This window comes from Nocardioides mangrovicus (genome assembly GCF_003674065.1).
Lineage (GTDB): Bacteria > Actinomycetota > Actinomycetes > Propionibacteriales > Nocardioidaceae > Marmoricola > Marmoricola mangrovicus.
The window spans coordinates 704,160-727,339 of sequence record NZ_RDBE01000006.1 but is presented as its reverse complement, the minus strand read 5'-3'; the positions used below and the strand labels follow the sequence as shown (position 1 = coordinate 727,339).

Here is a 23,180-nt window from a genome sequence, read left to right as displayed (position 1 = left end):
GCCCATGAAGCGCCTGGTCGGGTCGGTGCTGGGGCTCGCCGTGGTGGTGCTGCTCGTTATCGCGCCCGCGCTGTTCAACGCCGACGGCGGCAGCAGCGACGCCACCTCCACGACGGACCCGGCGACGATCTCGAACTACCAGGCCCAGTTCCAGGTCGACCGCGACGGCACGCTGCGGGCCACCGAGACCCTGCTGGTCAACTTCTCGACCCCGCGTCACGGCATCTTCCGGTTCTTCGACACCGTCGACGCCGCGAACGACCGCGTCCGGCTGGTGCCGCACGACATCCGCGTCACCCGCGACGGCGAGGCCGACGGCCTGGAGCTCAGCCACGAGGACGGCGGTCGCTACGTCGTGGCCAAGATCGGCGACGCCGACCAGACGCTGACCGGTCAGCACACCTACGTCATCACCTACGAGGTGCCGAAGGTGCTGGCCGACGACGGCGACGCCTCGCAGTTCTACTGGAACCTGATCCCCAGCGGCTGGCAGATGTCGATCGGCGCCAGCCAGCTCACGGCGACGCTGCCGGCCGCACCCCAGCAGGTGCAGTGCGCGCGAGGCGTGGGCGCGTCGCAGGGATGCACCGCCACCGTCAGCGGCCGGACGCTGCGCGTGACGACGAGCTCGCTCGCACCGCACACCCCGGTCACGATCAAGACCACCGTCGCCGTGGCGCCGCCCGGGCAGGACACCCTGCCGTGGTCGCGTCGGCTCGAGCCGGTCCTCGGCCACTCGGTGGTCGCGCTGGTCCTCGTGCTGCTGCTGGCCGCAGCAGCGTTGGCGGCCGGGCTGGCGATGGGTCGCACGGCGCACGAGGACGACCCGGCGTTCCCGCTGATGTACGCCCCGCCGGAGGGCATCGGTCCGGCCGAGGGCGCCTACCTGCTGACCGAGAAGGTCACCGACGACATGTACGCGGCCTCGATCCTGCAGCTGGGTGAGAAGGGGCTGGTCAGTCTCGACGGCCGCGACGACGGTTGGACCATCACGGGCACCAAGGGCGGCGACTGGTCGAAGGCCGACGTCCTCACCCAGCAGGTCGCCGGCGCGCTCGGCATCACCGGGCAGGGCTCCACCTTCACCGCCCACAAGAAGGACACCGACGCCGGGGAGACGCTCAAGGCGGCCCGCCGCGGGTTCAACGGCGCGGTGAGCGGCTGGGCCATCAGCAACGGGCTCATGGTCCGCAGGGGCGTGGTGCAGCTCGGTGCCGTGCTGAGCCTCGTCGCCTTCGTGGTGCTGCTCTTCATGTGCTTCGCCAACCCCTTCGAGATGTCCGCGGTCGGCCTGCCGTTCGGTGCCTTCGCGGTGGCCGCGGCGCCGCTGCGTCGCACCGGTGCCTCCACGATCCGCACCGCCGAGGGCCGCGACGTCTGGTCGAAGGTGGGCGGCTTCCGTCGTGTGATCGGCACCCCGTCGAGCGAGCAGCGCTTCGACTTCTCCGGGCGCAAGGAGCTCTACACCCAGTACATCCCCTGGGCCGTCGCGTTCGGCGTCGCCGACGTGTGGGCCGAGAAGTACCGGGTGGAGATGCAGGCCGACCCGCCGGTGCCGGGCTACTTCCTGGGCGGCTACTACGCCGGCAGCGCCGGCGGGTTCTCCGGCGCCTCGTTCAGCGACAGCTTCAACAGCTCGATGCAGTCCGCGATCTCCTCCTACGAGGCCACCCAGAGCAGCTCGTCGGGTGGCGGCGGGTTCGGTGGCGGCGGCTTCAGCGGCGGCGGGGGCGGCGGCGGAGGCGGTGGTGGTTCATGGTGAGTCCGACGAAAGGTTCCCGATGGGTGCAGCAGTGATCGTCTTGATCGTGGTGGTGGTGATCGTCGTCGCGCTGGTCGCGTTCGGCGTCTCCGGCTTCAACAAGCTCCGCAAGTCCGACATCGCGGCCCAGGAGGCGCTCGGCGGGATCGACGTGCAGCTGCAGCGGCGCGCCGACCTGATCCCGAACCTGGTCAACACGGTGAAGGGCTACGCCGCGCACGAGGCCGGCGTGTTCGAGGCCGTCACGGCCGCCCGGGCGCGGGTGGCCCAGGCGGCCAAGGGCAACGACGTGCCCGAGAAGGCGGCCGCCGACCAGCAGCTGAGCAACGCGCTGGTCAACGTCATGGCCGTCGCCGAGGCGTACCCGGACCTCAAGGCCAGCGCCAACTTCGCCGACCTGCAAAAGCAGCTGGCCGACACCGAGAACCAGATCTCCTTCGCGCGGCAGTACTACAACGACGCCGTCACGCAGCTCAACAACGCCGTCTCGACCATCCCGACGATGTTCTTCGCCGGCGTCGCGGGCGTCTCGAAGCGGGAGTTCTACAAGGCCCCCGAGGGCGTCGAGGCCGCGCCGCAGGTCAGCTTCGACCCGCCGGCGCCACAGGTCGGCACCACGCCGGCCGCACCCCCGGCGGTCGAGCAGCCGCCGGCCGCGCCGCAGGTGGGTTCTCCACAGGCCGAGCCGCCGGCGTCCGGAGGGACCCCGCCCACCCAGTAGCGTCGCCTGCGTGCCGGAGCTGCTCGACGTCCTCGCCGCGGCTGTGGCCGCCCTGGGCGGCGAGGAGCGCCCGGGGCAGGTGCAGATGGCCGAGGCGGTCGCCGAGGCCTTCGAGCGACGCCGGCACCTCCTGGTGCAGGCCGGCACCGGCACCGGCAAGTCGTTGGCCTACCTGGTGCCGGCACTGCTGCACCGCGACCGGGTGGTGGTTGCCACCGCCACCTTGGCGCTGCAGCACCAGCTGGTCGAGCGCGACCTGCCCGCGCTGGTCGAGGCCACCACCGAGGTGCTGCCCGAGCCGCCGTCGTTCGCGGTCTTGAAGGGCCGCTCGAACTACGCCTGCCTGCACCGGGTGCGCGAGGGCGTGCCCGACGACCAGGGCACGCTGGTCGACCTGCCCGAAGGCTCGATCGGCGCCGAGGTCGTCGCGCTGCGCGAGTGGGTGGAGGGCGAGGCCGAGGCTCAGGGCACCGGCGAGCGCGACCACGCCCCGCGCCACACCGACCGCGTGTGGCGGCAGGTCTCGGTCTCCCACCGTGAGTGCCTGGGCGCTGCTCGCTGCCCCTACGGCACCGAGTGCTTCGCCGAGCGGGCCAAGGAGCGCGCGGCGCGCTCGCAGGTCGTGGTCACCAACCACTCGCTGCTGGCCATCGACGCCGTCGAGGGCATCCCGATGATCCCCGAGTACGACGCCGTCGTGGTCGACGAGGCCCACGAGCTGGTCGCGCGCGTCACCCAGGCCGCCACCGACGAGCTCTCGGCCGGCGAGGTCGACCGGGTGGCGCGACGCGGCGTCCGCCACGCCGAGGGGACCCAGGGCGAGGACCTGGCCGATGCCGGTGACGCCCTGCGCGCCGCCGTCGATGCCGCCCCCGCGGGCCGGCTCGACCGGGTCCCAGACGACCTCGCCGACGCGCTCGTCTTGGTGCGCGACGCCGCTCGCGCGCTGGTCTCGGCCCTGCCCAAGGAGAGCGACGACGCCGGCCTCACCCAGGTCCGGGGCTGGGCGCAGGAGGTGTTCGCCACCGCCGAGCGCATGGCTGCGGGCTCCGACGCCGACGTCTTGTGGGTCGCCCAACGAGACGAGCGGCGCGGCGGCAACCACCTGTGCGTGGCGCCGCTGTCGGTGTGGGCGCAGATGCGCGACCACCTGCTCACCGACAAGACCGCCGTCCTGACCTCGGCCACGCTCAAGCTCGGCGGCGACTTCGACGTCGTCGCCAGCTCGCTCGGGCTCAAGCACGCCGAGCGCGAGGACGGTTCGGCCGAGGTCGAGCGCACCGAGTCCGTGCTGCCGTGGGCCGGGCTCGACGTGGGCTCGCCCTTCGACTACCGCAGCCAGGGCATCCTCTACCTGGCGCGGAGGATGCCGCCGCCGAGCCGCGACGGGCTGGGGCAGGCCCAGCTGGACGAGATCGTCGACCTGGTCGACGCCCTCGAGGGCCGCACTCTCGGACTGTTCTCGTCGCGCCGAGCCGCCGAGGCCGCGGCCGAGCACGTCCGCGAGCGGCTGCCGCACCTGACGACCCTGGCCCAGGGCGATGCCCAGCTGCCGGAGCTGGCGCGACAGTTCGTCGGCGACCCGCACACCTGCCTGTTCGGCACCTTGTCGCTGTGGCAGGGCCTCGACGTGCCCGGCGACACCTGCCAGCTGGTGATCATCGACCGGATCCCGTTCCCACGACCCGACGACCCGCTGATGTCGGCGCGGCAGCGGGCCGCCGACGCCGCCGGCGGCAACGGCTTCATGCAGGTCGCGGCCACCCACGCCGCACTCCTGCTGGCCCAGGGCAGCGGCCGGTTGATCCGCTCGGTCACCGACCGCGGCGTGGTGGCCGTGCTCGACCCACGCCTGGCCACCGCCCGCTACGGCTCGTTCCTGCGCTCCAGCCTGCCGCCGATGTGGACCACCGAGGACCCCGAGGTGGTCCGCAAGGCGCTCAGGCGCCTCGCAGCCGGCTGAGCTCGGCCGCCACCTGCGCGCCCACGTGGGCGTTGTGGCGCACCAGCGCGACATTGGTGCGCAGGCTCTCCCCGCCGGTGATCTCCACGATCCGGCCGAGCAGGTACGGCGTGATGTCCTTGCCGCGGACCCCCAGCCGGTCGGCGTCGCCGAGCGCCTGGTCGATGACGGCGTCGATGCGCTCGGCGGGGATCTCGTCGCTCACCGGCACCGGGTTGGCCACCACCATCCCCGCCGTGATGCCCAGCGCCTGCTGGGCGTGCGCCATCGCCGCGACCTCGGCGGGCGAGTCGACCCGCAGCGGCACCGAGAAACCGCTGCGGCGGGTGTAGAACGCCGGGAACTCCTCGGCGCCCAGTCCCACCACCGGCACGCCGAGCGTCTCCAGCATCTCCAGGGTCAGCCCGATGTCGAGGATGGACTTCACCCCGGCGCAGACCACCGTCACCGGGGTCCGGGAGAGCTCGGTGAGGTCGGCGCTGACGTCGTAGCTGCTGCTGGCGCCGCGGTGCACCCCGCCGAGGCCACCCGTGGTGAAGACGCCGATGCCGGCCAGGTGGGCCAGCCGCATCGTCGCGGCCACCGTGGTCGCGCCGTGCTCGCCGCGCGAGACCACGTAGCCCAGGTCGCGCATGCTCACCTTGCGCACCCCGGGGTCGGAGGCCAGCAGCTCCAGCTGGGCCTCGTCCAGCCCGGCCAGCGGGACGCCGTCGAGCACCGCGACGGTGGCCGGCACGACGCCGTGGTCGCGGGCGATCTGCTCCACCTCGCGCGCCATCGCCACGTTGTCGGGATAGGGCATGCCGTGGCTGATGATGGTGCTCTCCAGCGCCAGCACGGGACGCCCCTCGGCCAGCGCGTCGGCGACCTCGGGACTGGTGCGCACGGGGGTGCTCGGCGGGGGGTTCAACGGCTCTCCTCCAGCGTCAGCGCGATCAGCTCGCGGGACAGGTCGGGTCGTACGGTCACCGGTGAGGCCACCGTGAGCGCGGCCGCGGCGGCGCCGCTCCACGCGGCGTGCACCAGGTCGGCCCCCTGCCACAGTGCGTCGACGTAGGCGGCGAGCATGGCGTCGCCGGCCCCGGTCACGTCGACCGCGCTCACCGGCGGCAGCCGTACCGTCTCGGGCGCGTGGCCGCGCCGGTACAGGGTGCTGCCCGCCTCGCCGCGTCGCAGCCACACCACCTCGACGTCGCGCTCGAGCAGCCACGCGGCGGCGGCGTCGGGGTCGTCGGGGTTGTCGGTGCCGTCGGTGCCGTCGGTGCCGGCCAGCGCGGTGAGCTCGTCGAGTGTGGGGGTCAGGGTATGGATCCGGCTCTGCCCGAGCAGCGGCCGCACCAGCGCCGCCTTCGGCGCGCTGACCGGGTCGAGCACGACCGGGATCTGCCAGGACTCCGCCAGCCGTAGCGCGTGGGCGAGTGTCGCGGCCGTCAGGTTGCCGTCGAGCACCAGCCAGGCGCAGTCGGCCAGCCAGCGGCGCGGCACGTGGTCGAGGGAGATGGACTCGGTGGCCGCCATGTCGGCCACGCCGGCCAGCAGGCTGCCGTCCTGGTCGAGGATCGCGGTGTAGCTGCCGGTCGGGCCGCGCCAGGGCACCTCGACCGTCTCCACGCCGGCGGCCTGGGTGAGGTCGAGGATCCGGGCGCCGGCAGCGTCGTCGCCGACCGCAGCGACCAGCCGCGTGTGCGCACCGAGTCGGGCCAGGTTCTCGGCCACGTTGCGCCCCACGCCGCCGGCGGTCTCCATCGCCGTGCCCGGGTTGCTCGTGCCCTGCTGCAGCGGCCCGGTGGTACGGGCCAGGCGGTCGAGGTTCGCCCCGCCGATGACCAGGACCGCGCCCGCGCTTCTCGCCACGGGAGAGGTTCTACACCTTGCGCAGCACCGCCGTGACGACGCCCAGCACCGTGGCCTGGTCGCCGTTGATGGGCTGGTAGCGCTCGGTGTCGGAGTTGTGGGGCAGCAGCCAGACGTGTCCGTCCTTGCGCTGCAGCGTCTTGACCGTGGCCTCGCCGTCGATCATCGCCGCGATGATCTCGCCGTTGCTGGCGGTCTGCTCCTGGCGGACCACGACGTAGTCGCCGTCGCAGATGGCGGCATCGACCATCGAGTCGCCCTTGACCTCCAACATGAACAAGGTGCCCTCACCGACCAGCGTGCGCGGCAGCGGCATGACCTCCTGCACCTGCTCCTCGGCCAGGATGGGGGCGCCGGCGGCGATGGTGCCCACCAGCGGCACGTGGGCCGGGGCGGGCATCGTGTTGCCGATGTCGGTGGCGTCGACCGACTCGTCGGGGTCGGCCGCGGAGATGGCGCGTCGGGCGGCCATCAGCTCGGGGATGAACACCTCGACCGCGCGGGGACGGTTGGGGTCGCGCCGGATGAAGCCCTTGGACTCCAGCTCGCGCAGCTGGTAGGCGACCGAGGAGGAGGAGGCCAGCCCGACTTTCTCGCCGATCTCGCGGATGCTCGGCGGGTAGCCGCGCTTCTCGATCGACTCCTTGAGGTAGCCGAGCACCTTCTGCTGGCGGGCCGTGAGCCCGGTGGCGTCGGGCGGGGCGTCGGGCAGCTCGCTGACCTTGCTGCGCCGGCCGGTGCTGCGCGTCGACTTCTTCGTCCCGGGCGTGGTGGGGGGCATCGGTGGCCTTTCTCGCGGTTCCCTCGGTGTTGCAGGGCAAACCTAGGCCACGTCGCCGGCTACTTCAAACACGTGTTCGAGCGTGTCGCAGCCGGACCGGGGCTCACCGCACCCGGATGCGCACCGCCGACCTGCTGCTGGCGTAGGCCCCGTAGGGCTTGAAGACCGCGCGGACCCGCTTGTTGCCCGGCGTGTCGAAGGCCAGCCGCAGGACGCGGGTGGACCGGCTGCTCGCCCGGAGCACGAAGGTGCGGACCTTGTGGCGCCCGACGTAGATCACGAAGCGTCCCGAGACGGCCTGGCCGTTGCTGGCCACGGCGCCCAGGCGCACGCCGACGTGGCGGTGGCGGCGCACCTTGTGGTGACTGACCGAGATCACGGTCCGGGTGGTCGTGCGGCCGGCGACGCCGCCGTCGGCGGGCAGCACCAGGTCCTGGGGTGCGGCGGTGGGGTCGAAGAGCCGCACGTAGTAGGTGTAGCTGGAGGCGGCGGCGCCGGAGATGCCGCTGACCGTGACGGTGTAGGTCGACGGGCTGCTCGAGCTGGTGCCCGCGACGCCCGAGACGTCCCAGGTCAAGGTGTTGTCGGCGTAGCCGTTCTCCGGTGCGTACTGGTGCACGGCGAGTGCGTTGCCGCCGGGGCCGGTCACCGAGACGTGGGCGTTGGCGAAGCTGCCGCCGCTGCTGGTCGAGAGCGACCAGCGACCCGCCGGCTCGAGCTGGGTCGGGAAGAACCCGGCGCTGGGCCAGGCGTAGAACGCCTTGGCCGGCGCGGCCGCGTTGTCGTCGCCGAAGGTGAAGACGTAGATGGAGTTGCCGAACCAGCTGCCGCTCTGGGCGTTGCCGCTGCCCATCGTGGTCGCCTCCGGGCGCAGCAGCCAGCGGCGGTGGCCGACGGCGGTGTTGGAGGCATCGGAGTCGTCGAGGTACAGCTTGGCCGTGCGTGCGGCCGAGGGGTTGTGCGTGCTGTCGATGAGGATGTTGGAGCGGCCCGCGGCGTCCTTGCCGGCCTGGGTCCAGCAGCTGAAGCTGCTGTCCGGGCTGTGCGAGAGCCGGCCGCTGGCCGCCATGATGAGGGCCGAGGACGCCGCGGCGGAGTTGTACCCGGCCTGCAGGCTGACGCCGTTCTCCCCGGCCAGGCCGCGGGCGAAGTTGATCGCGTTCTGGGTCGCGCTCTGGGCGGCGGCCGAGGTGGTGAACGTGGTGCAGCTGGAGGTGGAGCCGCCGGTCGGCACGATCGACGTGCTCGCGGCGGAGGCCCACAGCTGCTGGTAGGCGGTGCGGACGGCCGCCTCGGACGTGGTGTCGATCGGACCGGTGGGCGAGGCGACGGCGCTGCTGCGGACCAGCGGCGCGCCGACGGCGGCGGCGGTCGAACCCGGGACGACGCCGGGCAGCAGCCCGGCCAGGAGCAGAGCAGGCAGGCCGATCGTGGCCACCCGAGAACGTGCTGCAACGCGCATTGGATCCCCCGTTGAATCCCCCGTGCACCCGATGTGGCGAGTGCTTCCGAGAACAGATTGCGGGGCGACTTGAGGGTTTTGGGCCGTAATGCGAAGTTCAGGCGGTTCGGCGGGGGCGGCCTAGTTCGAACGGACCATGACGAGGTGGCCCGCGAGGGCCGGGTCCCCTTGCGGCGTTCGAACAGGTGCTCTATTCTCGTACGCGTGTTCGATTCGCGTGGCGGTCTCGCAGCGTCTGGGCGAGAACTGTCGGTGGGGCCGCGTAGACATCGGACATGACCAGCACGAGGCGCCGCGTCCCCTCCGGCGGACCGGCTCACCCGTCGCCCGTCAGCACCCTTCCCCCGCTCCCAGCACCGACCCCCAGGAGGCCCTCGATGAGCACCCTCTCCCTCTCGCCCAGCTTCGTGCGCACCCCCGCGACCGTCACCGCCCAGCCCGACCGCCAGCCCGGCCGCCGGCCGCGTCGCCGAGCCGCCTCGGCCCGACTGACCCGGCTGACCCGGCGGGGTCGCGTGGTCGTGGTGCTGAGCTTCCTGCTCGCCGCCCTCGTCCTCACCACGGCGCTCGGTGGCTGGGCGGCCGCCACCCACGACGTGGTCGGCGGCCACACCCACGCGGTGCGCGTCGTCACCGTCCAGCCCGGCGACACCCTCTACGACATCGCCGGCCGCGTCGCGCGGCCCGGGCAGGTCGCCGACATGGTGCACCGGATCCAGGAGCTGAACGCGCTGCCCGGCTCCACGGTGCAGGTCGGTCAGCAGCTCGCCATCCCGCGGTAGTCCCACGATCCCCGGCGGCCCCCTTCGACCCGGGGCCGCCGGTCCGCGTTCACAGCTCGACGGCCCGCTCCACGCCGATCTGGTCGAGGAAGGCGAGATCATGCCCGGCCACCACCAGCGCCCCGCCGTAGCAGGCGAGGGCAGAGACCAGCGCCTCCCTCGAAGCGAGGTCCAGGCTGTTGGTCGGCTCGTCGAGCAGCAGCAGCTGCGGGGCGGGATCGGCGAGCAGCAGGGCGGCCAGCGTCGCCCGGAACAGCTCCCCGCCCGAGAGCGAGGCGACGTGCTGGTCCGCGCGGTCGCCCCGGAACAGGAACCGGGCCAGACGCGCCCGGACCTGGTTGTCGTCGGCCGCCGGGGCGCGCCGGGCCAGGTTCGCGGCGATGCTGAGGTCGGGATCGAGCAGGTCCAGCCGTTGTGGCAGCAGTCCCACGGGCACCCGCACGTCCACGCGACCCGATCGCGGCGCCAGCCGTCCCGCCACGGTGTGCAGCAGAGTCGACTTCCCCGACCCGTTCGCACCGAGCAGGGCGAGCCGTTCGGGACCGCGCAGCTCCAGCTCGATCGCCCGCCCGGTGCGCAGCACCAGGCCCTCGGTGTGCAGCACCACCCGGGCGCCCGGCACCTGCGTGTCGGGCAGGTCCACCCGGATCTCGCGATCCTCGCGGACCTGCTGCTCGGCGTCGGCCAGCCGCTCGCGGGCCCGGTCCAACCGGTCCTGGTGGGTGCGGGTGTAGCCGGCAGCGGACTGCTGGGCCGCCCGCTGGCGCAGCTTCATGACCGCTCGCGGCTCGCGCTTGGTGGCGTACATCTTCTGGGCGTAGCGCCGACGCCTGGCCAGCACCTGCTCGGACTCCACCAGATCGGCGCGCTGTCGGCGCACGTCGGCCCGGGCGGAGGTGAGCGCCTGCTCGGCGGCCTCCTGCTCGGCCCGGACCTGCGCCGCGTAGGACGACCAACCGCCGCCGTACCAACGCACCCGCCCCTCGCGCAGCTCCGCGATCTGGTCCAAGCCCTCCAGCAGCTCGGGGTCGTGGCTGACCACGACGACGGTGCCGCGCAGCGTGCTCAGCGTCTCGGTCAGCCGCTCCCGGGCCTGCCGGTCCAGGTGGGTGGTCGGCTCGTCCAGCAGCACGACCGCCGGCCGGGCCAGCAGGATCCGCGCCAGGCCGAGGGCGGTGACCTCACCGCCGGAGAGCTCGCCCAGCCTCCGGTCCAGCACATTGGTGCCGGTGATGTTGCCGGTGCGCGGCAGCCCGGCACGGGCGAGCTCGGCGCGGGCGCGGTCCTCGACGTCCCAGCGCTCGCCGACCGCCGCGTAGTCGGCCGGGTCCACCGAGCCGGCCTCGATGCGTCGCAGCGAGGTGCGCACGCCGTCGATGCCCATGAAGCCGGCGATCGTCTGCTCGGTCTCCAAGGCGAGGTCCTGGGCCAGGTGGGCGACGTCCTCGACGCCGCTGACCTGCCCTGCCTGCGGCGTGAGCTCGCCGGCCAGCAGGCGCAACAAGGTGGTCTTGCCGCTGCCGTTGGCGCCGACCAGGCCGGTGCGCCCGGCCGGGAGCTGCAGGTCGAGGCGGTCGAAGGCGACGGTGCCGTCGGGCCAGGCCCAGGTCACGGCGTGCAGGGCGGGACTGGTGCGGGTCACGGTGTGCTCCCACGTGTCGTGCCGGGAGCCCACGAGGGCTCCACCGGCGACGGGCTCGGACACGGGTCAGATCAGCACGAGGGCGAGCCTAGGAGGTCGGCGTCGCCCACGCCACGGGTTTTGAGCGGGTGGGGCCCGGACGCGCTAGCGCCGCACGGCCCGCTTGCCGCTGGTCCGGCCGCGACGCTCGGAGCGCCCAGAGGTGGAAGCGGAGTCGGGAGCAGGAGCGGGTGTCGGGTGGGAGGTCGGGTCCGGTGCCGCCTCGAGGGCGGGTCCCGGCGCGGTCCGGACGTCGACCGGGGGTGGCACCAGCGCACCGGGGTCGCCGGTCTCCTCGGTCTCCTCGGTCTCCTCGGGCTCCTGCAGCGAGCGCGGCAGCGGCCGGGTCGAGGAGCGGGCGCTGAGCCGGATCATGTCCTGCATCCGGGCGGCGAGCACGATGGCCAAGAACATGCAGGCCACGGCGCCCACCGTGGCCAGGGCCAGCAGCCCCCAGTCGCCGGGATGCCCGTCGCGCGCCGTGCGTCCGAAGTCGATGGCGGCGAAGACCAGCACACCCCAGGCCACGACGGTCACGGTGGTCGCGGTCGAGAGCAGCAGCGCGCGGCCCTGTGGAAACGTGCCCGGTGCCTGTCGCTGCAGTCCCACGCGTCACAGTGTACGACCGCGACACGCACGTCCCGACCGGCCCGCACGGCGTCCTCGACGGCCTTCGGCACGGCCCTGACCTGCACCGATACGACCCTGTCCGGACGGCCGACCGACCGACACGCGCTCGACACACCGCAGACGTTGCGTCCCGGCCGTGGGCGGCGTACGGTTCCACTAGATCTAGTAGTTACACCGGTGTGGTTTTCCACATCTAGTCCCACAGGGATGGGTCGGTTTCCCACAGGGAGCGGCCCGCGAATCCACCGCCCGTCCACCGCAGGCCCCCGTCGATCCACCGGAGAGGAGGCGTTCGTGCACTGCCCGTTCTGCAAGTCCGAGGACACCCGGGTCCTCGACAGCCGCGTGGCCGACGACGGCGGCTCCATTCGTCGTCGCCGGGTCTGCCCCTCGTGCGAGCGTCGGTTCTCCACGGTCGAGCAGATGCAGCTCATGGTGGCCAAGCGCAGCGGCGCCACCGAGCCCTTCACCCGGGAGAAGGCGGTCGCCGGGGTCCGCAAGGCCTGCAAGGGCCGGCCCGTCTCCGAGGACGACCTGGCCCGGCTGGGGCAGGCCGTCGAGGACACTTTGCGCGCCGAGGGCTGGGCCGAGGTGCCCGCCCACGAGATCGGGCTGGCCATCCTGGGTCCGCTGCGCGAGCTCGACCCGGTGGCCTACCTGCGGTTCAGCAGCGTCTACAAGAACTTCGCCAGCGCCGACGACTTCGAGGCCGAGATCGCGCTGATGCGACTGGAGCGAGAGCCCGAGACCACGGGCTGAGCCCCACCTCAGTCTGCCCGGTGTACGTCGTGGGGAAGCGGCGTGCACCGGGCGCCCCACATCAAGCAGGACAGTCAGCACCACCATCAACCCCCTCGAGGAGAGGCACATGACCGAGACGGTGAGCGGAGCCCACCAGGCGAGCGCGAGCGAGGGCGACGGCGTGCGCATCGAGCGCGTGTTCTCCACCGAGGGGGTGCACCCCTACGACGAGCTGACCTGGGAGCGGCGCGACGTCGTCCAGACCAACTGGAAGAGCGGCGAGACCGTCTTCGAGCAGCGCGGGGTGGAGTTCCCCGAGAGCTGGTCGCTCAACGCCTCCACCATCGTCACCACCAAGTACTTCCGCGGCGCGGTCGGCACCGACGCCCGCGAGTGGAGCCTCAAGCAGCTCATCGACCGGGTGGTCTCCACCTACCGCAAGGGCGGCGAGGACCACGGCTACTTCGCCACCTCGGCCGACGCCGAGCTGTTCGAGCACGAGCTGACCTGGCTGCTGGTCAACCAGTACTTCTCCTTCAACTCCCCGGTCTGGTTCAACGTCGGTACCCAGAGCCCGCAGCAGGTCAGCGCCTGCTTCATCCTCTCCGTCGACGACTCGATGGACTCGATCCTCAACTGGTACAAGGAGGAGGGGTTCATCTTCAAGGGCGGCTCGGGCGCCGGGCTGAACCTCTCGCGCATCCGCTCCTCCAAGGAGCTCCTCTCCTCGGGTGGCACGGCCTCGGGCCCGGTCTCGTTCATGCGCGGCGCCGACGCCTCGGCCGGCACCATCAAGTCCGGCGGCGCCACCCGCCGTGCGGCGAAGATGGTCGTGCTCGACGTCGACCACCCCGACATCGAGGAGTTCGTCGAGACCAAGGCGCGCGAGGAGGACAAGATCCGCGCGCTGCGCGACGCCGGCTTCGACATGGACCTCGGCGGCGCCGACATCACCTCGGTGCAGTACCAGAACGCCAACAACTCCGTCCGGGTCAACGACGAGTTCATGCGCGCGGTCGAGGACGGCACGGGCTTCGGGCTGCGCTCGCGCAAGACCGGCGAGGTCATCGAGACCGTCGACGCCCGCGAGCTGTTCACCAAGATCAGCAAGGCCGCCTGGGAGTGCGCCGACCCGGGCCTGCAGTACGACGACACGATCAACGACTGGCACACCAACCCCGAGACCGGCCGGATCACCGCGTCCAACCCGTGCTCGGAGTACATGAGCCTGGACAACTCCTCGTGCAACCTGGCGTCGCTGAACCTGATGAAGTTCCTCAAGGACGACGACACGTTCGACGCCGCGCTGTTCGCGCAGGCGGTCGAGGTGATCATCACCGCGATGGACATCTCCATCTGCTTCGCCGACTTCCCGACCGAGGCGATCGGGAAGACCACCGTCGACTACCGCCAGCTCGGCATCGGCTACGCCAATCTCGGCGCGCTGCTGATGGCGATGGGCCTGGGCTACGACTCCGACGGTGGCCGCGCGATGGCTGCGGCCATCACCTCGCTGATGACCGGTACCTCCTACCGTCGCAGTGCCGAGCTGGCCGCCGTCGTGGGTCCCTACGCCGGCTACGCCCGCAACGCCGATGCGCACCGTCGCGTCATGCGCAAGCACCAGGCCGCCAACGACGCCGTGCGTCCGCTGCACGCCGCCGACCGCGACGTGCACGAGCTGGCCACGCAGGCCTGGGCCCAGGTGCAGACGCTGGGGGAGACCAACGGCTTCCGCAACGCCCAGGCCTCGGTGCTCGCCCCCACCGGCACCATCGGCTTCATGATGGACTGCGACACCACCGGCATCGAGCCGGACTTCTCGCTGGTGAAGTTCAAGAAGCTCGTCGGTGGCGGCTCGATGCAGATCGTCAACCAGACGGTGCCGCGCGCGCTGACCAAGCTGGGCTACCAGGCCGAGCAGGTCGAGGCGATCGTGGAGTACATCTCCGAGCAGGGCCACGTCGTCGACGCGCCGGGCCTCAAGCCCGAGCACTACGAGGTCTTCGACTGCGCCATGGGCGCCCGCGCGCTCAAGCCGATGGGTCACGTGCGGATGATGGCGGCCTGCCAGCCGTTCTTGTCCGGTGCGATCTCCAAGACCGTCAACCTGCCGGAGTCGGCGACGGTGGCCGAGATCGAGGACATCTACCTGCAGTCGTGGAAGCTGGGCCTGAAGGCCACCGCGGTCTACCGCGACAACTGCAAGGTGGGCCAGCCGCTGGCCGACGCGAAGGCCAAGAAGGCCGACACTGCCGCCGAGACGCCGGTCACCGAGGTCGAGAAGGTCGTCTACAAGCCCACCCGCAAGCGGCTGCCGAAGTCGCGGGTGGCTCGCACGACGAGCTTCACGGTCGGCGGCGCCGAGGGCTACATGACCTCCGGCGCCCACGACGACGGCACCCTGGGCGAGATCTTCCTCAAGCTGGGCAAGCAGGGCTCCACCCTGGCCGGCGTGATGGACGCGTTCTCGATCGCGGTCTCGATCGGCCTGCAGTACGGCGTGCCGCTGGAGACCTACGTCTCGAAGTTCGCCAACCTGCGCTTCGAGCCGGCCGGCCTCACCGACGACGCGGACGTCCGGATGGCGCAGTCGCTGATGGACTACGTCTTCCGCCGCCTGGCGCTGGACTACCTGTCCTTCGAGGACCGCGCCGCCCTGGGCATCTACTCCGCCGATGAGCGTCAGCGTCACCTGGAGACCGGCTCCTACGAGCCGCCCGTGGAGGACACCGGCACCAGCGACCAGCTGATCGGCGACCTCTCGGCACCCGACGCCAAGGCCGCTCCCACGGTCGAGGTCGACGCCCCCGATGCCGAGGAGGTGGCGGTCGCCAAGCCCGCCCCGGCCGGCGCCCACACCTCGGCCGAGCTCCTGGAGCAGATCACCGGCACCGCCGTCGACAGCCCGCTGTGCTTCACCTGCGGCACCAAGATGCGCCCGGCCGGCAGCTGCTACGTCTGCGAGGGCTGCGGCAGCACCTCCGGCTGCAGCTGAGTCTCGAACGCCGACAACGTCATACGCCCCGGTCGCTCCAGCGACCGGGGCGTATGACGTCCTTGCGCCCGCCTCAGCGCCAGGGCATGTACTGCAACGTCCAGGTGTTGCCATCGGGGTCGGCGAAACCGGCCAGCAGCATCCCGCCGCCCGCGTCGACGATCTCGGCCACCTCGACACCGCGGCCCACCAGCTCGGCGCGCGCGGCCTCGATGTCACGGACCACCAGGTAGAGCCGGCGGATCGAGCCGGGCTCGCCGTCGAGGTCGGCGATGCCCTCGGTCAACAAGATGGAGCACGCCGATCCGGTGGGGGTGAGCTGCACGATGCGGACGCCGTCGGCGGGGGCCACGTCGACGTCCACGTGGAAGCCCAGGCTGTCGGCGTAGAAGGACTTCGCGCGATCCAGGTCGCTCACCGGGATGGGGACGAGCTCGAGCAGGAAGCCGCCCGGCCGGACGCGGTCCGCCTCGTCCGGGGGCGGCGGGGCCTGGTCGGGCACCTCGGTCACGGTGTCGGGGCTGTCTCGTGCATCGTTCATCGTGTGCCACCTTCGGTCCGGGTGCGGCTGCCGCGAACCCATGATGGCGGGGTGGCAGGCTGCTCGCATGGTCGCCGACGCCAAGAGCACCCTGCTGGACTACCTGGGCCGTGCGCGCCGGGCGATGGTGTTCAAGACCGAGGGCTTGAGCGAGTACGACGTCAGGCGTCCGCTCACCGGCACCGGCACCAACCTGCTCGGGCTGGTCAAGCATCTCGCGAGCGTGGAGCTGGGCTACTTCGGCGACACGTTCGGCCGTCCGAGCGGCATCGCGCTGCCGTGGCACGTCTTGTCGGCCGACCCCAACGCCGACCTCTTCGCGACGGCCGAGGAGACCCGGGCCGACATCCTCGGGCTGTACGCGAAGGCCATCGCGCACGCCGAGGAGACCTGTGCGGTCCTCGACCTCGACACCGTCGGGCACGTGCCGTGGTGGGGTGACGACAACGAGGTGACGCTGCACCAGGTGCTGGTGCACATGGTGGCCGAGACCGGACGCCACGCCGGGCACGCCGACATCCTCCGCGAGGGCCTCGACGGTGCCGTGGGCCGCTTCCCGGCGGACGCCAACATGGACTCGATGACCGGCTACGACTGGCCGGCGCACGTCGCGCGCGTCGAGCGAGCGGCTCGCGACGCCGCAGCGTCCGCCTCGTCGTGAGGCTGGTGGTCGGCGCCGTGCTGGTCGACTCACTCGAGCGACCGACGCGGGTGCTGGCCGCGCGTCGCACCCGGCCGGCCGAGCTGGCGGGACGGTGGGAGTTCCCCGGCGGCAAGGTGGAGGCGGGAGAGACGCCGCCGCAGGCGCTGGCGCGCGAGCTGGGTGAGGAGCTGGCGATCGAGGTCGCCGTCGGCTCGGAGCTGGCTGCGCCCGACGGCAATGCCTGGCCGATCTCGGGGGCCTACGAGCTGCGGCTGTTCTACGCGGTCGTCGTAGCCGGCACGCCCACGCCGGGGGAGTCGCACGACCAGGTGCGCTGGTTGAGCTACGACCAGCTCGACTCCGTGTCGTGGCTCGAGAGCGACCGCGCGGCGCTGGGCCTGGTGCTCACCGGTCACCCCTGATCCCCCCGGTCGGGGGTCGTTTCGCGTCCACAGGGCGCGGCGAAGCCGGGTTCTCCACGGGCTGCCGGTCACCGGGTGCGGTGGCGCCGCCGTCGGGGTGTGCTGGGGGCATGAGCCACGCACCGGCCCCGCAGCAGTTCGACGAGCCCACCTGGGCGATCCAGGTGGTCTTCGACCCCGACGAGCCGTGGCGCGACTTCGCCTACACCGTCGGCCTGGTCGAGCGGGGCCTGCCCGAGCTGCACGCCTACGCCTACCCCAGTCTGGGCGAGGACGCCGCACCCGACTGGCGGTTCGGTGCCCGCGACCTCTGCGCGCTCCTCGACGCGGCGGCGGCCCGGCTGGTGGCCGGGGACATCGCCGTGGGCTCGGAGTGGCTGGCTCGCTACGACGACGGCCTGACCACGGTGAGCCTGCGGCTCGACCCACCCGGCGACCGCGATCAGCTGGAGGCCTGGCTGGTCGAGCCCGACGCGCAGGTGCTGCCGGTTCGGTGGTCGGTGAGCCGGGCGCCGCGCGGGCCCCGGCGCCGTCTGGACCCCGACGAGCACGCCGACCTCAAGCAGCGCTACCGCGCGCTGGCGGAGCTGGTCGACCCGATGGTCGACCTGCCGCCCGCCTGGCGGCTGCCGCGCCGCGCGTCGTACCAACCCGCGCAGCGTTACGGCCCGCGGACGCCGCTGGTGCTCGCCCGCGCCGCCCGACTCTGCAGCCTCGACCCGGTGCAGCTGGCCACGGTGCTCTCGCGCTCGGCCGCGGTCGAGCAGACCGGCTCGCTGACCTGGCCGATCGCGGTGGCCGCTGCGCTGGCCCGTCCGCTCGGTCTGGAGGACGCGCTCCACCAGCTCCACGCCGATGCCCACCACGTGCTGGCCCTCTTCGGGCAGGACGGCCGGCTGGCTCAGCGGTGGCGCGACGCGGTGGCGCTCTGCGAAGGTCCCGCCCAGGGCCAGGACACGCTGAGTCGTGAGTACCGACGGGCGTTGCGCGGGCTCTTCCACGACGCCGTGATCGCGGCGCTGGCCGCCGAGCTCCTCGGCCGCGACGCAACCCCGGCCGTCCGGCTGCACGCGCTGGGCCCGGTGCTGCGCCCCGAGCTGCCCGACGGGGCGCCGCCGGGGCCGGAGTGGGCGGCTGCGCCGGTGGTGGTCGCGGCGGTGGAGGGGCTGGTCGCCGACGTCGCCGCCCCGCGGCTGCGGCACCTGATGCTGCGGCACCTGGCTGCGCGAGAGGACGACGAGGCCTACGAGATGCTGCTGTGGCGTCTGGAGGGTCACGCCCTGAGCTCGGCGTGCAGCCTGCCCCTGCGAGAGCGTGCGCACCCCGAGCTCCAGGTGTGGCTGGGGGCGGTGGCCGCCGCGGTGGTGCACCGGGCCAGGCTGAGTGCCACCGAGGTGGAGCGGCTGTGCGCCCCGGCGGTGGGGCTGGTGCCGGGCCTGCGGCAGGTGCTGAACGACCCGCTGTGAGCAGCCGACGACGCGGGTGCCTCACATCGTGGCCCGTCGACGGCCGGGACAGGTCGCGACCGTAGGGTGAAACGGTGGGGATCCGTGGCCTGGTGGCCGACACGCGACCACTGCAGGACGCACCTTTCCGGCGACTGTGGACCGCCCAGATCATCACCGTCATCGGCGCCCAGCTCACCATCGTGGCGGTGCCGGCGCAGATCTACGCGATCACCGGATCCTCGGCCTACGTGGGCCTGACCGGCGTGTTCGGCCTGGTGCCGCTGGTGGTCTTCGGGCTGTGGGGTGGTGCGCTGGCCGACGTCTTCGACCGGCGCACGCTGATGATGATCAGCACCGTCGGGCTGATCGCGACCAGCGCGGTGTTCTGGCTGCAGGCCGCGCTGGACCTCGGCAGCGTCTGGCTGCTGCTGGTCGTCTTCGCCGTGCAGCAGGCGTTCTTCGCCATCAACCAGCCCACCCGGAGCGCGATCCTGCCGCGGCTGCTCGACGCCGAGCTGCTCCCGGCCGCGAACTCGCTGAGCATGACCGTCACCCAGGCGGGCGCGATCGGCGGCCCGCTGGTGGCCGGGGCGCTCATCCCGGTGCTGGGCTACTCCTACCTGTACCTGATCGACACCCTCACGCTGTTCGCGACGCTGTGGGCGGTGGTGAAGCTGCCCCGGATGCCGATCCAGGGTGCCCCGACCGGCACCCCCGGACTGCGGTCGGTGCTCGAGGGCCTGTCCTACCTGCGCGGCCAGCCGGTGCTGCTGATGTCGTTCCTGGTCGACATCATCGCGATGGTCTTCGGGATGCCGCGGGCGCTGTTCCCGCAGATCGCGCACGAGAGCTTCCACGGTCCGCAGGACGGCGGTCTCGCCTTCGCGCTGCTCTTCGCCGCGATCCCGGCCGGCGCCGTGGTGGGCGGCGTCTTCTCCGGCTGGGTCTCGCGGGTCAGCGCCCAGGGCCGCGCCGTCATCGTGTGCATCGTGGTGTGGGGGCTGGCGATGGTCGGGTTCGGCGTGGCGGTGGGCATCGCCGTCGACGGCTCGTCGGCCGTACGTCACCTGATGCTGTGGCTGAGCGTGCTCGCCCTGGTGGTGGGCGGCGCGGCCGACATGGCCTCGGCCGCCTTCCGCACCAGCATGCTGCAGTCGGCGGCCTCGGACGCCGTGCGCGGCCGGCTCCAGGGCATCTTCATCGTCGTCGTCGCCGGCGGACCCCGCATCGCCGACGTCGCGCACGGGGCGGCGGCGGCCAGCGCCGGCACGGCGGCAGCCGCGGCCGGCGGCGGCGTGCTGGTCGTCGTCGGCATCGTGGTGGCCACCCTCGCGGTGCCCGCCTTCGTCCGCTACCGGATCACCACACCCGCCCGATGACCCCGCTGCAGCAGCAGGTCCTCGCTGCTTTGCTGGCGCTGCTCGCGGTGACGGTCCCGGCGTCGTGGCGGATCACCCGCCACGTGGTGACCATCGCCCACGAGGGCGCACACGGCGTCGTCGCCGCCGTGTGCGGGCGACGGCTGGCCGGCATCCGGCTCCACCGCGACGGATCGGGCCTCACCGTCTCCCGCGGGCGTCCCACCGGCCCGGGGATGATCGCCACGGCGCTGGCCGGCTACATCGGGCCCGCACTGCTCGGGCTCGGCGCGGCGACGCTGGTGCAGGCGGACCTCGTCGGCGAGGCGTTGTGGCTCGCCGTCGTCCTGCTGGGGCTGCTGCTGCTGCAGATCCGCAACCTGCACGGATGGTGGGCGGTGCTGCTCGCCGGAGCCGCGGTGTTCGCCGTGACCTGGTGGGGGTCGATCACGGTGCAGCTGTGGGCGGCCAGCGTCGGTACGTGGTTCCTGCTGCTGGCCACGCCGCGCACCGTGGTGGAGCTCCAGCGGCTGCGTCACCGTGGCCGTGCGCCGGGCTCGGACGCCGACGTCCTGGCCCGGCTGACCCGGGTGCCGGGCCTGGTCTGGGTCGGGGTCTTCGTGCTGGTCGACCTCGCGGCCCTGGGGCTCGGGGGCCGGCTGCTGCTGTCGGGCTAAGGGCGATCCGGCCCTTTCCTTTCCTGGAAACCGGACATAGTGGACACTGGTACCGGGGGAGGAGGCTCGATGGCCCTGGACTACGCACCACCGACAACGCCGGCGCCGGCACCGGCGACGCTGCGGCGACGCCGCACGGAGCCCGCGACGGTGCAGCCTGCCGTGCCCGTGGAGCCGGCGGCCGCCGCCCCGATCCACAAGCGTGGTCCGGCTCGCCTGGAGCCCAGTGCCGACGCGCTCGACAACCTGCCGGCCTACACGTGGCGGGTCATGCACGACGTGCCGTGGCCGGGCCGCGAGGGACAGGTCATCGACCACGTCGTCATCGGTCCCGGCGGCATCTTCGTCGTCGACCTGCGTCACTGGGACGGACCGGTGGTGCTCGAGGACGGCATCCTGCGCGCCGAGGGGCGCCCGCGCGAGCGCGAGGTCGCCGAGGCGGCCGACGCGGCGCTCGACGTCGCCTCGGTGCTCGAGCGCGTCGACCCCCGGTGGGTCGTGCCGGTGCTGTGCCTGGTGCGCGACGAGCCCGTGGCCGGGATGACTCGTGGGGTCGTCTACTGCTCGAGCAACTTCTTGGAGCAGATGATCACCAGCCGTCGTGAGGTGATCGGCCCCGACCGGTCCCGGTTCATCGCGCAGCTGCTGGAGATCAAGCTCGCTCGCGGTCGCAGCGCCGACGACGACGTCACCGAGCTGCTCGCCGACCCGGCGCCGCGTCGGCGACGTGGCCGGCTGCTGGCCGAGCCGATGACGAAGATCGGACTGCGAGCCGGTGCCATCGGCGTCGCGATCGCGGTCCTGGTCGGCGACCCGAGCCTGATCGGCGACACCGGTCAGTGGCTCACCTCCCTGCTGACCGTGAGGTGACCTCACGCCGGTGCGCGCCGTAGCGTCTGCTGGTCGTGGCCCCGTTCGAGCAGGTGGTGGCGCGGCACGGTGCGACCGTGCTGCGGGTCTGCCGTGCCGTCGTGGGTCCGGTCGACGCCGAGGACGCCTGGTCGGAGACGTTCCTGGCCGCGCTGCGCGCCTACCCCGAGCTCGACGAGGGCGCCAACACCGAGGCGTGGCTGGTCACCATCGCCCACCGCAAGGCGATCGACCTGTACCGGGCTGGCACCCGGCGCGCCGTGCCCACCGACGAGGTGCCCGAGCACGGCGTGCTCGATCGCGACCCGACCGCCCACGACCCGGTCTACGCGGCGCTGCGGACGCTGCCCGACAAGCAGCGGCTGGCCGTGGCCTACCACCACCTCGGCGGACTGAGCCACCGCGAGGTGGCTCAGATCCTCGGCGGCACCGAGGCCGCCGCGCGCCGCGCGAGCGCGGACGGCGTGAAGAACCTGCGCACGCGGTTGGAGGCGTCATGAGCGAGCTCTTCCCCGACGGCGACGAGGCGCGCACGCTGGCCCGGTTGCACGAGCGGCTGGCCCGGGCCGCGGACCGCGACGCCCTGCTCGACGTCGGCTACCGGCTGGTCGACAGCCCGGTCGGCCCGCTGCTGCTGGCCGCCACCGAGGCGGGCCTGGTGCGGGTGGCCTTCGACGGGGAGGTCCGCGAGGACGAGGTTCTCCAGGAGCTGGCCGAGCAGGTGGGCGCGCGGGTGCTGGCCGCTCCTCGCCGGCTCGACCGGGCCGCCGCGGAGCTGGAGGAGTACTTCGCCGGACGGCGCCGCCGGTTCGACGTGGCCCTGGATCTGCGACTGGCCCGCGGCTTTCGCCGTGCGGTCGTCGAGCACCTCGCCGACATCGGCTACGGCCGCACCGCCAGCTACTCCGAGGTCGCCTCGCTGGCCGGCAGCCCCCGCGCCGTGCGAGCCGTCGGCACCGCGTGCGCCCTCAACCCGCTCCCGGTGGTGCTGCCCTGCCATCGCGTCGTGCGCGCCGACGGCTCCCTGGGCCAGTACGCCGGCGGCCCCGAGCGCAAGCGCGCCCTGCTGGACCTCGAGCAGCACTGATCACCTCNNNNGATCACCACTGAGCAGCACTGATCACCACTGAGCAGCACTGGGCAGGAGCCGGCGCGGGCCGTGACAATCCGCAGTGGTCGGGTGCTCGGGGGCTTCCTAGACTCGCGGCATGGACGAGGTGCAGATCCCGTGGGAGCGCTTCAGCAGCGACCCCCGCGCCGAGCGCAACGCCGGGCTGCGCTCCTCCGACCTGGACCGCAGCCTGGCCCTCGACGCGCTGGCCTCCGCGTACGGTGACGGCCGACTGGACCGTGAGGAGTACGACGAGCGGGCCGGTGCCGTCCAGGGCTCGAAGACCCTGGGGGAGCTGGTGCCGCCGCTGCGGGACCTGGCCCCCGAGCAGCCGAGCAAGGCCGTCGGGCTCTCCAGCGACGCCGCGCTGACCGAGCAGGCGACGGAGAGGTACTACCGCGCGCGCGGCGGGGCGCTCGGCACGTTCATGGCCCCGAGCCTGGTGTGCTGGGTCATCTGGGCCATCAGCGGCTTCGGGTTCCCGTGGCCGGTGTTCGTGATGTTCTCGGTGATCCCGCTGCTCAAGCTGATGCTCGACAAGCGCGGCTACATCGCCGAGGAGAAGCGGCGGCTGGCCCGGCGCGAGCAGCGCCGGATCGAGCAGCGACCGCGCTGAGCAGCTGGGCGGCTGGAGCGGCGGGTCAGCCGCGGTAGCCGCGGTGGGCCAGCGGCGCTTGGGCGTTGAACGCCCACAGAGTCCAGCTGTCGATCGCGCTGGCGAGGAGTCGGATGCGT

General features: G+C 72.7%; 22 protein-coding genes. 15 read left to right on the top strand and 7 right to left on the bottom strand.

The genetic code is table 11. The annotated features are described in order from the left end of the window. Positions 1-4 precede the first annotated feature (4 nt). The 3 genes from D9V37_RS20440 (at position 5) to D9V37_RS09405 (ending at position 4,446) form a co-directional block, all read left to right on the top strand. A complete protein-coding gene (locus D9V37_RS20440) occupies positions 5-1,762 on the top strand; it encodes a DUF2207 domain-containing protein (RefSeq protein WP_198412454.1) in 1,758 nt (585 codons plus the stop codon). A 19-nt stretch (positions 1,763-1,781) separates the two neighbouring features. After that, positions 1,782-2,483: a LemA family protein gene (locus D9V37_RS09410; protein WP_121805831.1), complete on the top strand. Its 702-nt coding sequence runs from the start codon at positions 1,782-1,784 to the stop codon at positions 2,481-2,483. An 85-nt stretch (positions 2,484-2,568) separates the two neighbouring features. After that, positions 2,569-4,446 carry an ATP-dependent DNA helicase gene (locus tag D9V37_RS09405; RefSeq protein WP_121805930.1) on the top strand — a complete coding sequence of 626 codons (1,878 nt, stop codon included), beginning with the start codon at positions 2,569-2,571 and terminating at the stop codon, positions 4,444-4,446. On the opposite strand, the gene D9V37_RS09400 is transcribed toward D9V37_RS09405, so the two are convergent. The 4 genes from D9V37_RS09400 to D9V37_RS09385 all read right to left on the bottom strand — a co-directional run bounded on the left by D9V37_RS09400 (position 4,424) and on the right by D9V37_RS09385 (position 8,519). Next, positions 4,424-5,356 (bottom strand): pseudouridine-5'-phosphate glycosidase, encoded by a 933-nt coding sequence (locus tag D9V37_RS09400; protein WP_121805830.1) that lies wholly within the window; start codon positions 5,354-5,356, stop codon positions 4,424-4,426. The genes D9V37_RS09405 and D9V37_RS09400 overlap by 23 nt on opposite strands. After that, on the bottom strand, positions 5,353-6,300 hold the full coding sequence (locus D9V37_RS09395; RefSeq protein WP_121805829.1) for a carbohydrate kinase family protein: 948 nt from the start codon (positions 6,298-6,300) through the stop codon (positions 5,353-5,355). Before D9V37_RS09395 ends, D9V37_RS09400 begins: the two co-directional genes overlap by 4 nt. A gap of 10 nt (positions 6,301-6,310) precedes the next feature. After that, on the bottom strand, positions 6,311-7,081 hold the full coding sequence (gene lexA / locus D9V37_RS09390) for a transcriptional repressor LexA (protein ID WP_121805828.1): 771 nt from the start codon (positions 7,079-7,081) through the stop codon (positions 6,311-6,313). Positions 7,082-7,184: 103 nt separating this feature from the next. Further along, positions 7,185-8,519, bottom strand: a complete 1,335-nt coding sequence (locus D9V37_RS09385) for a CAP domain-containing protein (protein WP_121805827.1) — start codon at positions 8,517-8,519, stop codon at positions 7,185-7,187. Positions 8,520-8,920: 401 nt separating this feature from the next. On the opposite strand from D9V37_RS09385, the gene D9V37_RS09380 reads away from it, so the two are divergent. After that, the gene (locus tag D9V37_RS09380; protein ID WP_121805826.1) at positions 8,921-9,325 is read left to right on the top strand and encodes a LysM peptidoglycan-binding domain-containing protein; all 405 of its coding nucleotides are present in this window, start codon (positions 8,921-8,923) and stop codon (positions 9,323-9,325) included. 49 nt (positions 9,326-9,374) lie between these two features. Here D9V37_RS09380 and D9V37_RS09375 read toward each other — a convergent pair whose 3' ends face one another. Continuing rightward, positions 9,375-10,967, bottom strand: coding sequence for an ABC-F family ATP-binding cassette domain-containing protein (locus D9V37_RS09375; RefSeq protein ID WP_121805929.1), 1,593 nt, complete (start codon positions 10,965-10,967; stop codon positions 9,375-9,377). 144 nt (positions 10,968-11,111) lie between these two features. Next, positions 11,112-11,615: a hypothetical protein gene (locus D9V37_RS09370; RefSeq protein ID WP_121805825.1), complete on the bottom strand. Its 504-nt coding sequence runs from the start codon at positions 11,613-11,615 to the stop codon at positions 11,112-11,114. A gap of 315 nt (positions 11,616-11,930) precedes the next feature. Here D9V37_RS09370 and nrdR point away from each other — a divergent pair, with 315 nt between their 5' ends. Next, positions 11,931-12,395 (top strand): transcriptional regulator NrdR, encoded by a 465-nt coding sequence (nrdR, locus tag D9V37_RS09365; RefSeq protein WP_121805824.1) that lies wholly within the window; start codon positions 11,931-11,933, stop codon positions 12,393-12,395. Between the two features lie 109 nt (positions 12,396-12,504). After that, the gene (locus D9V37_RS09360; protein WP_121805823.1) at positions 12,505-15,375 is read left to right on the top strand and encodes a vitamin B12-dependent ribonucleotide reductase; all 2,871 of its coding nucleotides are present in this window, start codon (positions 12,505-12,507) and stop codon (positions 15,373-15,375) included. Between the two features lie 73 nt (positions 15,376-15,448). On the opposite strand, the gene D9V37_RS09355 is transcribed toward D9V37_RS09360, so the two are convergent. Continuing rightward, positions 15,449-15,916, bottom strand: a complete 468-nt coding sequence (locus tag D9V37_RS09355; RefSeq protein ID WP_121805822.1) for a VOC family protein — start codon at positions 15,914-15,916, stop codon at positions 15,449-15,451. 67 nt (positions 15,917-15,983) lie between these two features. On the opposite strand from D9V37_RS09355, the gene D9V37_RS09350 reads away from it, so the two are divergent. The 9 genes from D9V37_RS09350 to D9V37_RS09310 all read left to right on the top strand — a co-directional run bounded on the left by D9V37_RS09350 (position 15,984) and on the right by D9V37_RS09310 (position 23,061). Then, positions 15,984-16,577, top strand: coding sequence for a DinB family protein (locus tag D9V37_RS09350; protein ID WP_121805821.1), 594 nt, complete (start codon positions 15,984-15,986; stop codon positions 16,575-16,577). Then, complete coding sequence (locus tag D9V37_RS09345) at positions 16,574-16,981, top strand: (deoxy)nucleoside triphosphate pyrophosphohydrolase (protein WP_121805820.1); 408 nt, start codon at positions 16,574-16,576, stop codon at positions 16,979-16,981. The genes D9V37_RS09350 and D9V37_RS09345 overlap by 4 nt, the downstream gene beginning before the upstream one ends. A gap of 110 nt (positions 16,982-17,091) precedes the next feature. Continuing rightward, complete coding sequence (locus tag D9V37_RS09340; protein WP_121805819.1) at positions 17,092-18,447, top strand: hypothetical protein; 1,356 nt, start codon at positions 17,092-17,094, stop codon at positions 18,445-18,447. A 74-nt stretch (positions 18,448-18,521) separates the two neighbouring features. After that, positions 18,522-19,808, top strand: coding sequence for an MFS transporter (locus D9V37_RS09335; RefSeq protein ID WP_198412453.1), 1,287 nt, complete (start codon positions 18,522-18,524; stop codon positions 19,806-19,808). Continuing rightward, on the top strand, positions 19,805-20,464 hold the full coding sequence (locus D9V37_RS09330; RefSeq protein WP_121805818.1) for a M50 family metallopeptidase: 660 nt from the start codon (positions 19,805-19,807) through the stop codon (positions 20,462-20,464). Before D9V37_RS09335 ends, D9V37_RS09330 begins: the two co-directional genes overlap by 4 nt. Before the next feature lie 69 nt (positions 20,465-20,533). Further along, positions 20,534-21,334: a nuclease-related domain-containing protein gene (locus tag D9V37_RS09325; protein ID WP_121805817.1), complete on the top strand. Its 801-nt coding sequence runs from the start codon at positions 20,534-20,536 to the stop codon at positions 21,332-21,334. Positions 21,335-21,369: 35 nt separating this feature from the next. Then, a complete protein-coding gene (locus D9V37_RS09320; RefSeq protein ID WP_198412452.1) occupies positions 21,370-21,834 on the top strand; it encodes an RNA polymerase sigma factor in 465 nt (154 codons plus the stop codon). Further along, positions 21,831-22,421 carry a methylated-DNA--[protein]-cysteine S-methyltransferase gene (locus D9V37_RS09315; protein ID WP_121805815.1) on the top strand — a complete coding sequence of 197 codons (591 nt, stop codon included), beginning with the start codon at positions 21,831-21,833 and terminating at the stop codon, positions 22,419-22,421. Before D9V37_RS09320 ends, D9V37_RS09315 begins: the two co-directional genes overlap by 4 nt. 121 nt (positions 22,422-22,542) lie before the next feature. Further along, positions 22,543-23,061, top strand: a complete 519-nt coding sequence (locus tag D9V37_RS09310) for a DUF1707 SHOCT-like domain-containing protein (RefSeq protein WP_121805814.1) — start codon at positions 22,543-22,545, stop codon at positions 23,059-23,061. Positions 23,062-23,180: the final 119 nt, after the last annotated feature.

Excerpts from the sequence above, each read along its gene's own strand:
- D9V37_RS20440 (WP_198412454.1), top strand. The coding sequence starts at position 5 with ATGAAGCGCCTGGTCGGGTCGGTGCTGGGGCTCGCCGTGGTGGTGCTG.
- D9V37_RS09410 (WP_121805831.1), top strand. The coding sequence starts at position 1,782 with ATGGGTGCAGCAGTGATCGTCTTGATCGTGGTGGTGGTGATCGTCGTC.
- D9V37_RS09405 (WP_121805930.1), top strand. The coding sequence starts at position 2,569 with ATGGCCGAGGCGGTCGCCGAGGCCTTCGAGCGACGCCGGCACCTCCTG.
- lexA (WP_121805828.1), bottom strand. The coding sequence starts at position 7,081 with ATGCCCCCCACCACGCCCGGGACGAAGAAGTCGACGCGCAGCACCGGC.
- D9V37_RS09380 (WP_121805826.1), top strand. The coding sequence starts at position 8,921 with ATGAGCACCCTCTCCCTCTCGCCCAGCTTCGTGCGCACCCCCGCGACC.
- D9V37_RS09360 (WP_121805823.1), top strand. The coding sequence starts at position 12,505 with ATGACCGAGACGGTGAGCGGAGCCCACCAGGCGAGCGCGAGCGAGGGC.
- D9V37_RS09355 (WP_121805822.1), bottom strand. The coding sequence starts at position 15,916 with ATGAACGATGCACGAGACAGCCCCGACACCGTGACCGAGGTGCCCGAC.
- D9V37_RS09350 (WP_121805821.1), top strand. The coding sequence starts at position 15,984 with ATGGTCGCCGACGCCAAGAGCACCCTGCTGGACTACCTGGGCCGTGCG.
- D9V37_RS09340 (WP_121805819.1), top strand. The coding sequence starts at position 17,092 with ATGAGCCACGCACCGGCCCCGCAGCAGTTCGACGAGCCCACCTGGGCG.
- D9V37_RS09330 (WP_121805818.1), top strand. The coding sequence starts at position 19,805 with ATGACCCCGCTGCAGCAGCAGGTCCTCGCTGCTTTGCTGGCGCTGCTC.
- D9V37_RS09325 (WP_121805817.1), top strand. The coding sequence starts at position 20,534 with ATGGCCCTGGACTACGCACCACCGACAACGCCGGCGCCGGCACCGGCG.
- D9V37_RS09315 (WP_121805815.1), top strand. The coding sequence starts at position 21,831 with ATGAGCGAGCTCTTCCCCGACGGCGACGAGGCGCGCACGCTGGCCCGG.
- D9V37_RS09310 (WP_121805814.1), top strand. The coding sequence starts at position 22,543 with ATGGACGAGGTGCAGATCCCGTGGGAGCGCTTCAGCAGCGACCCCCGC.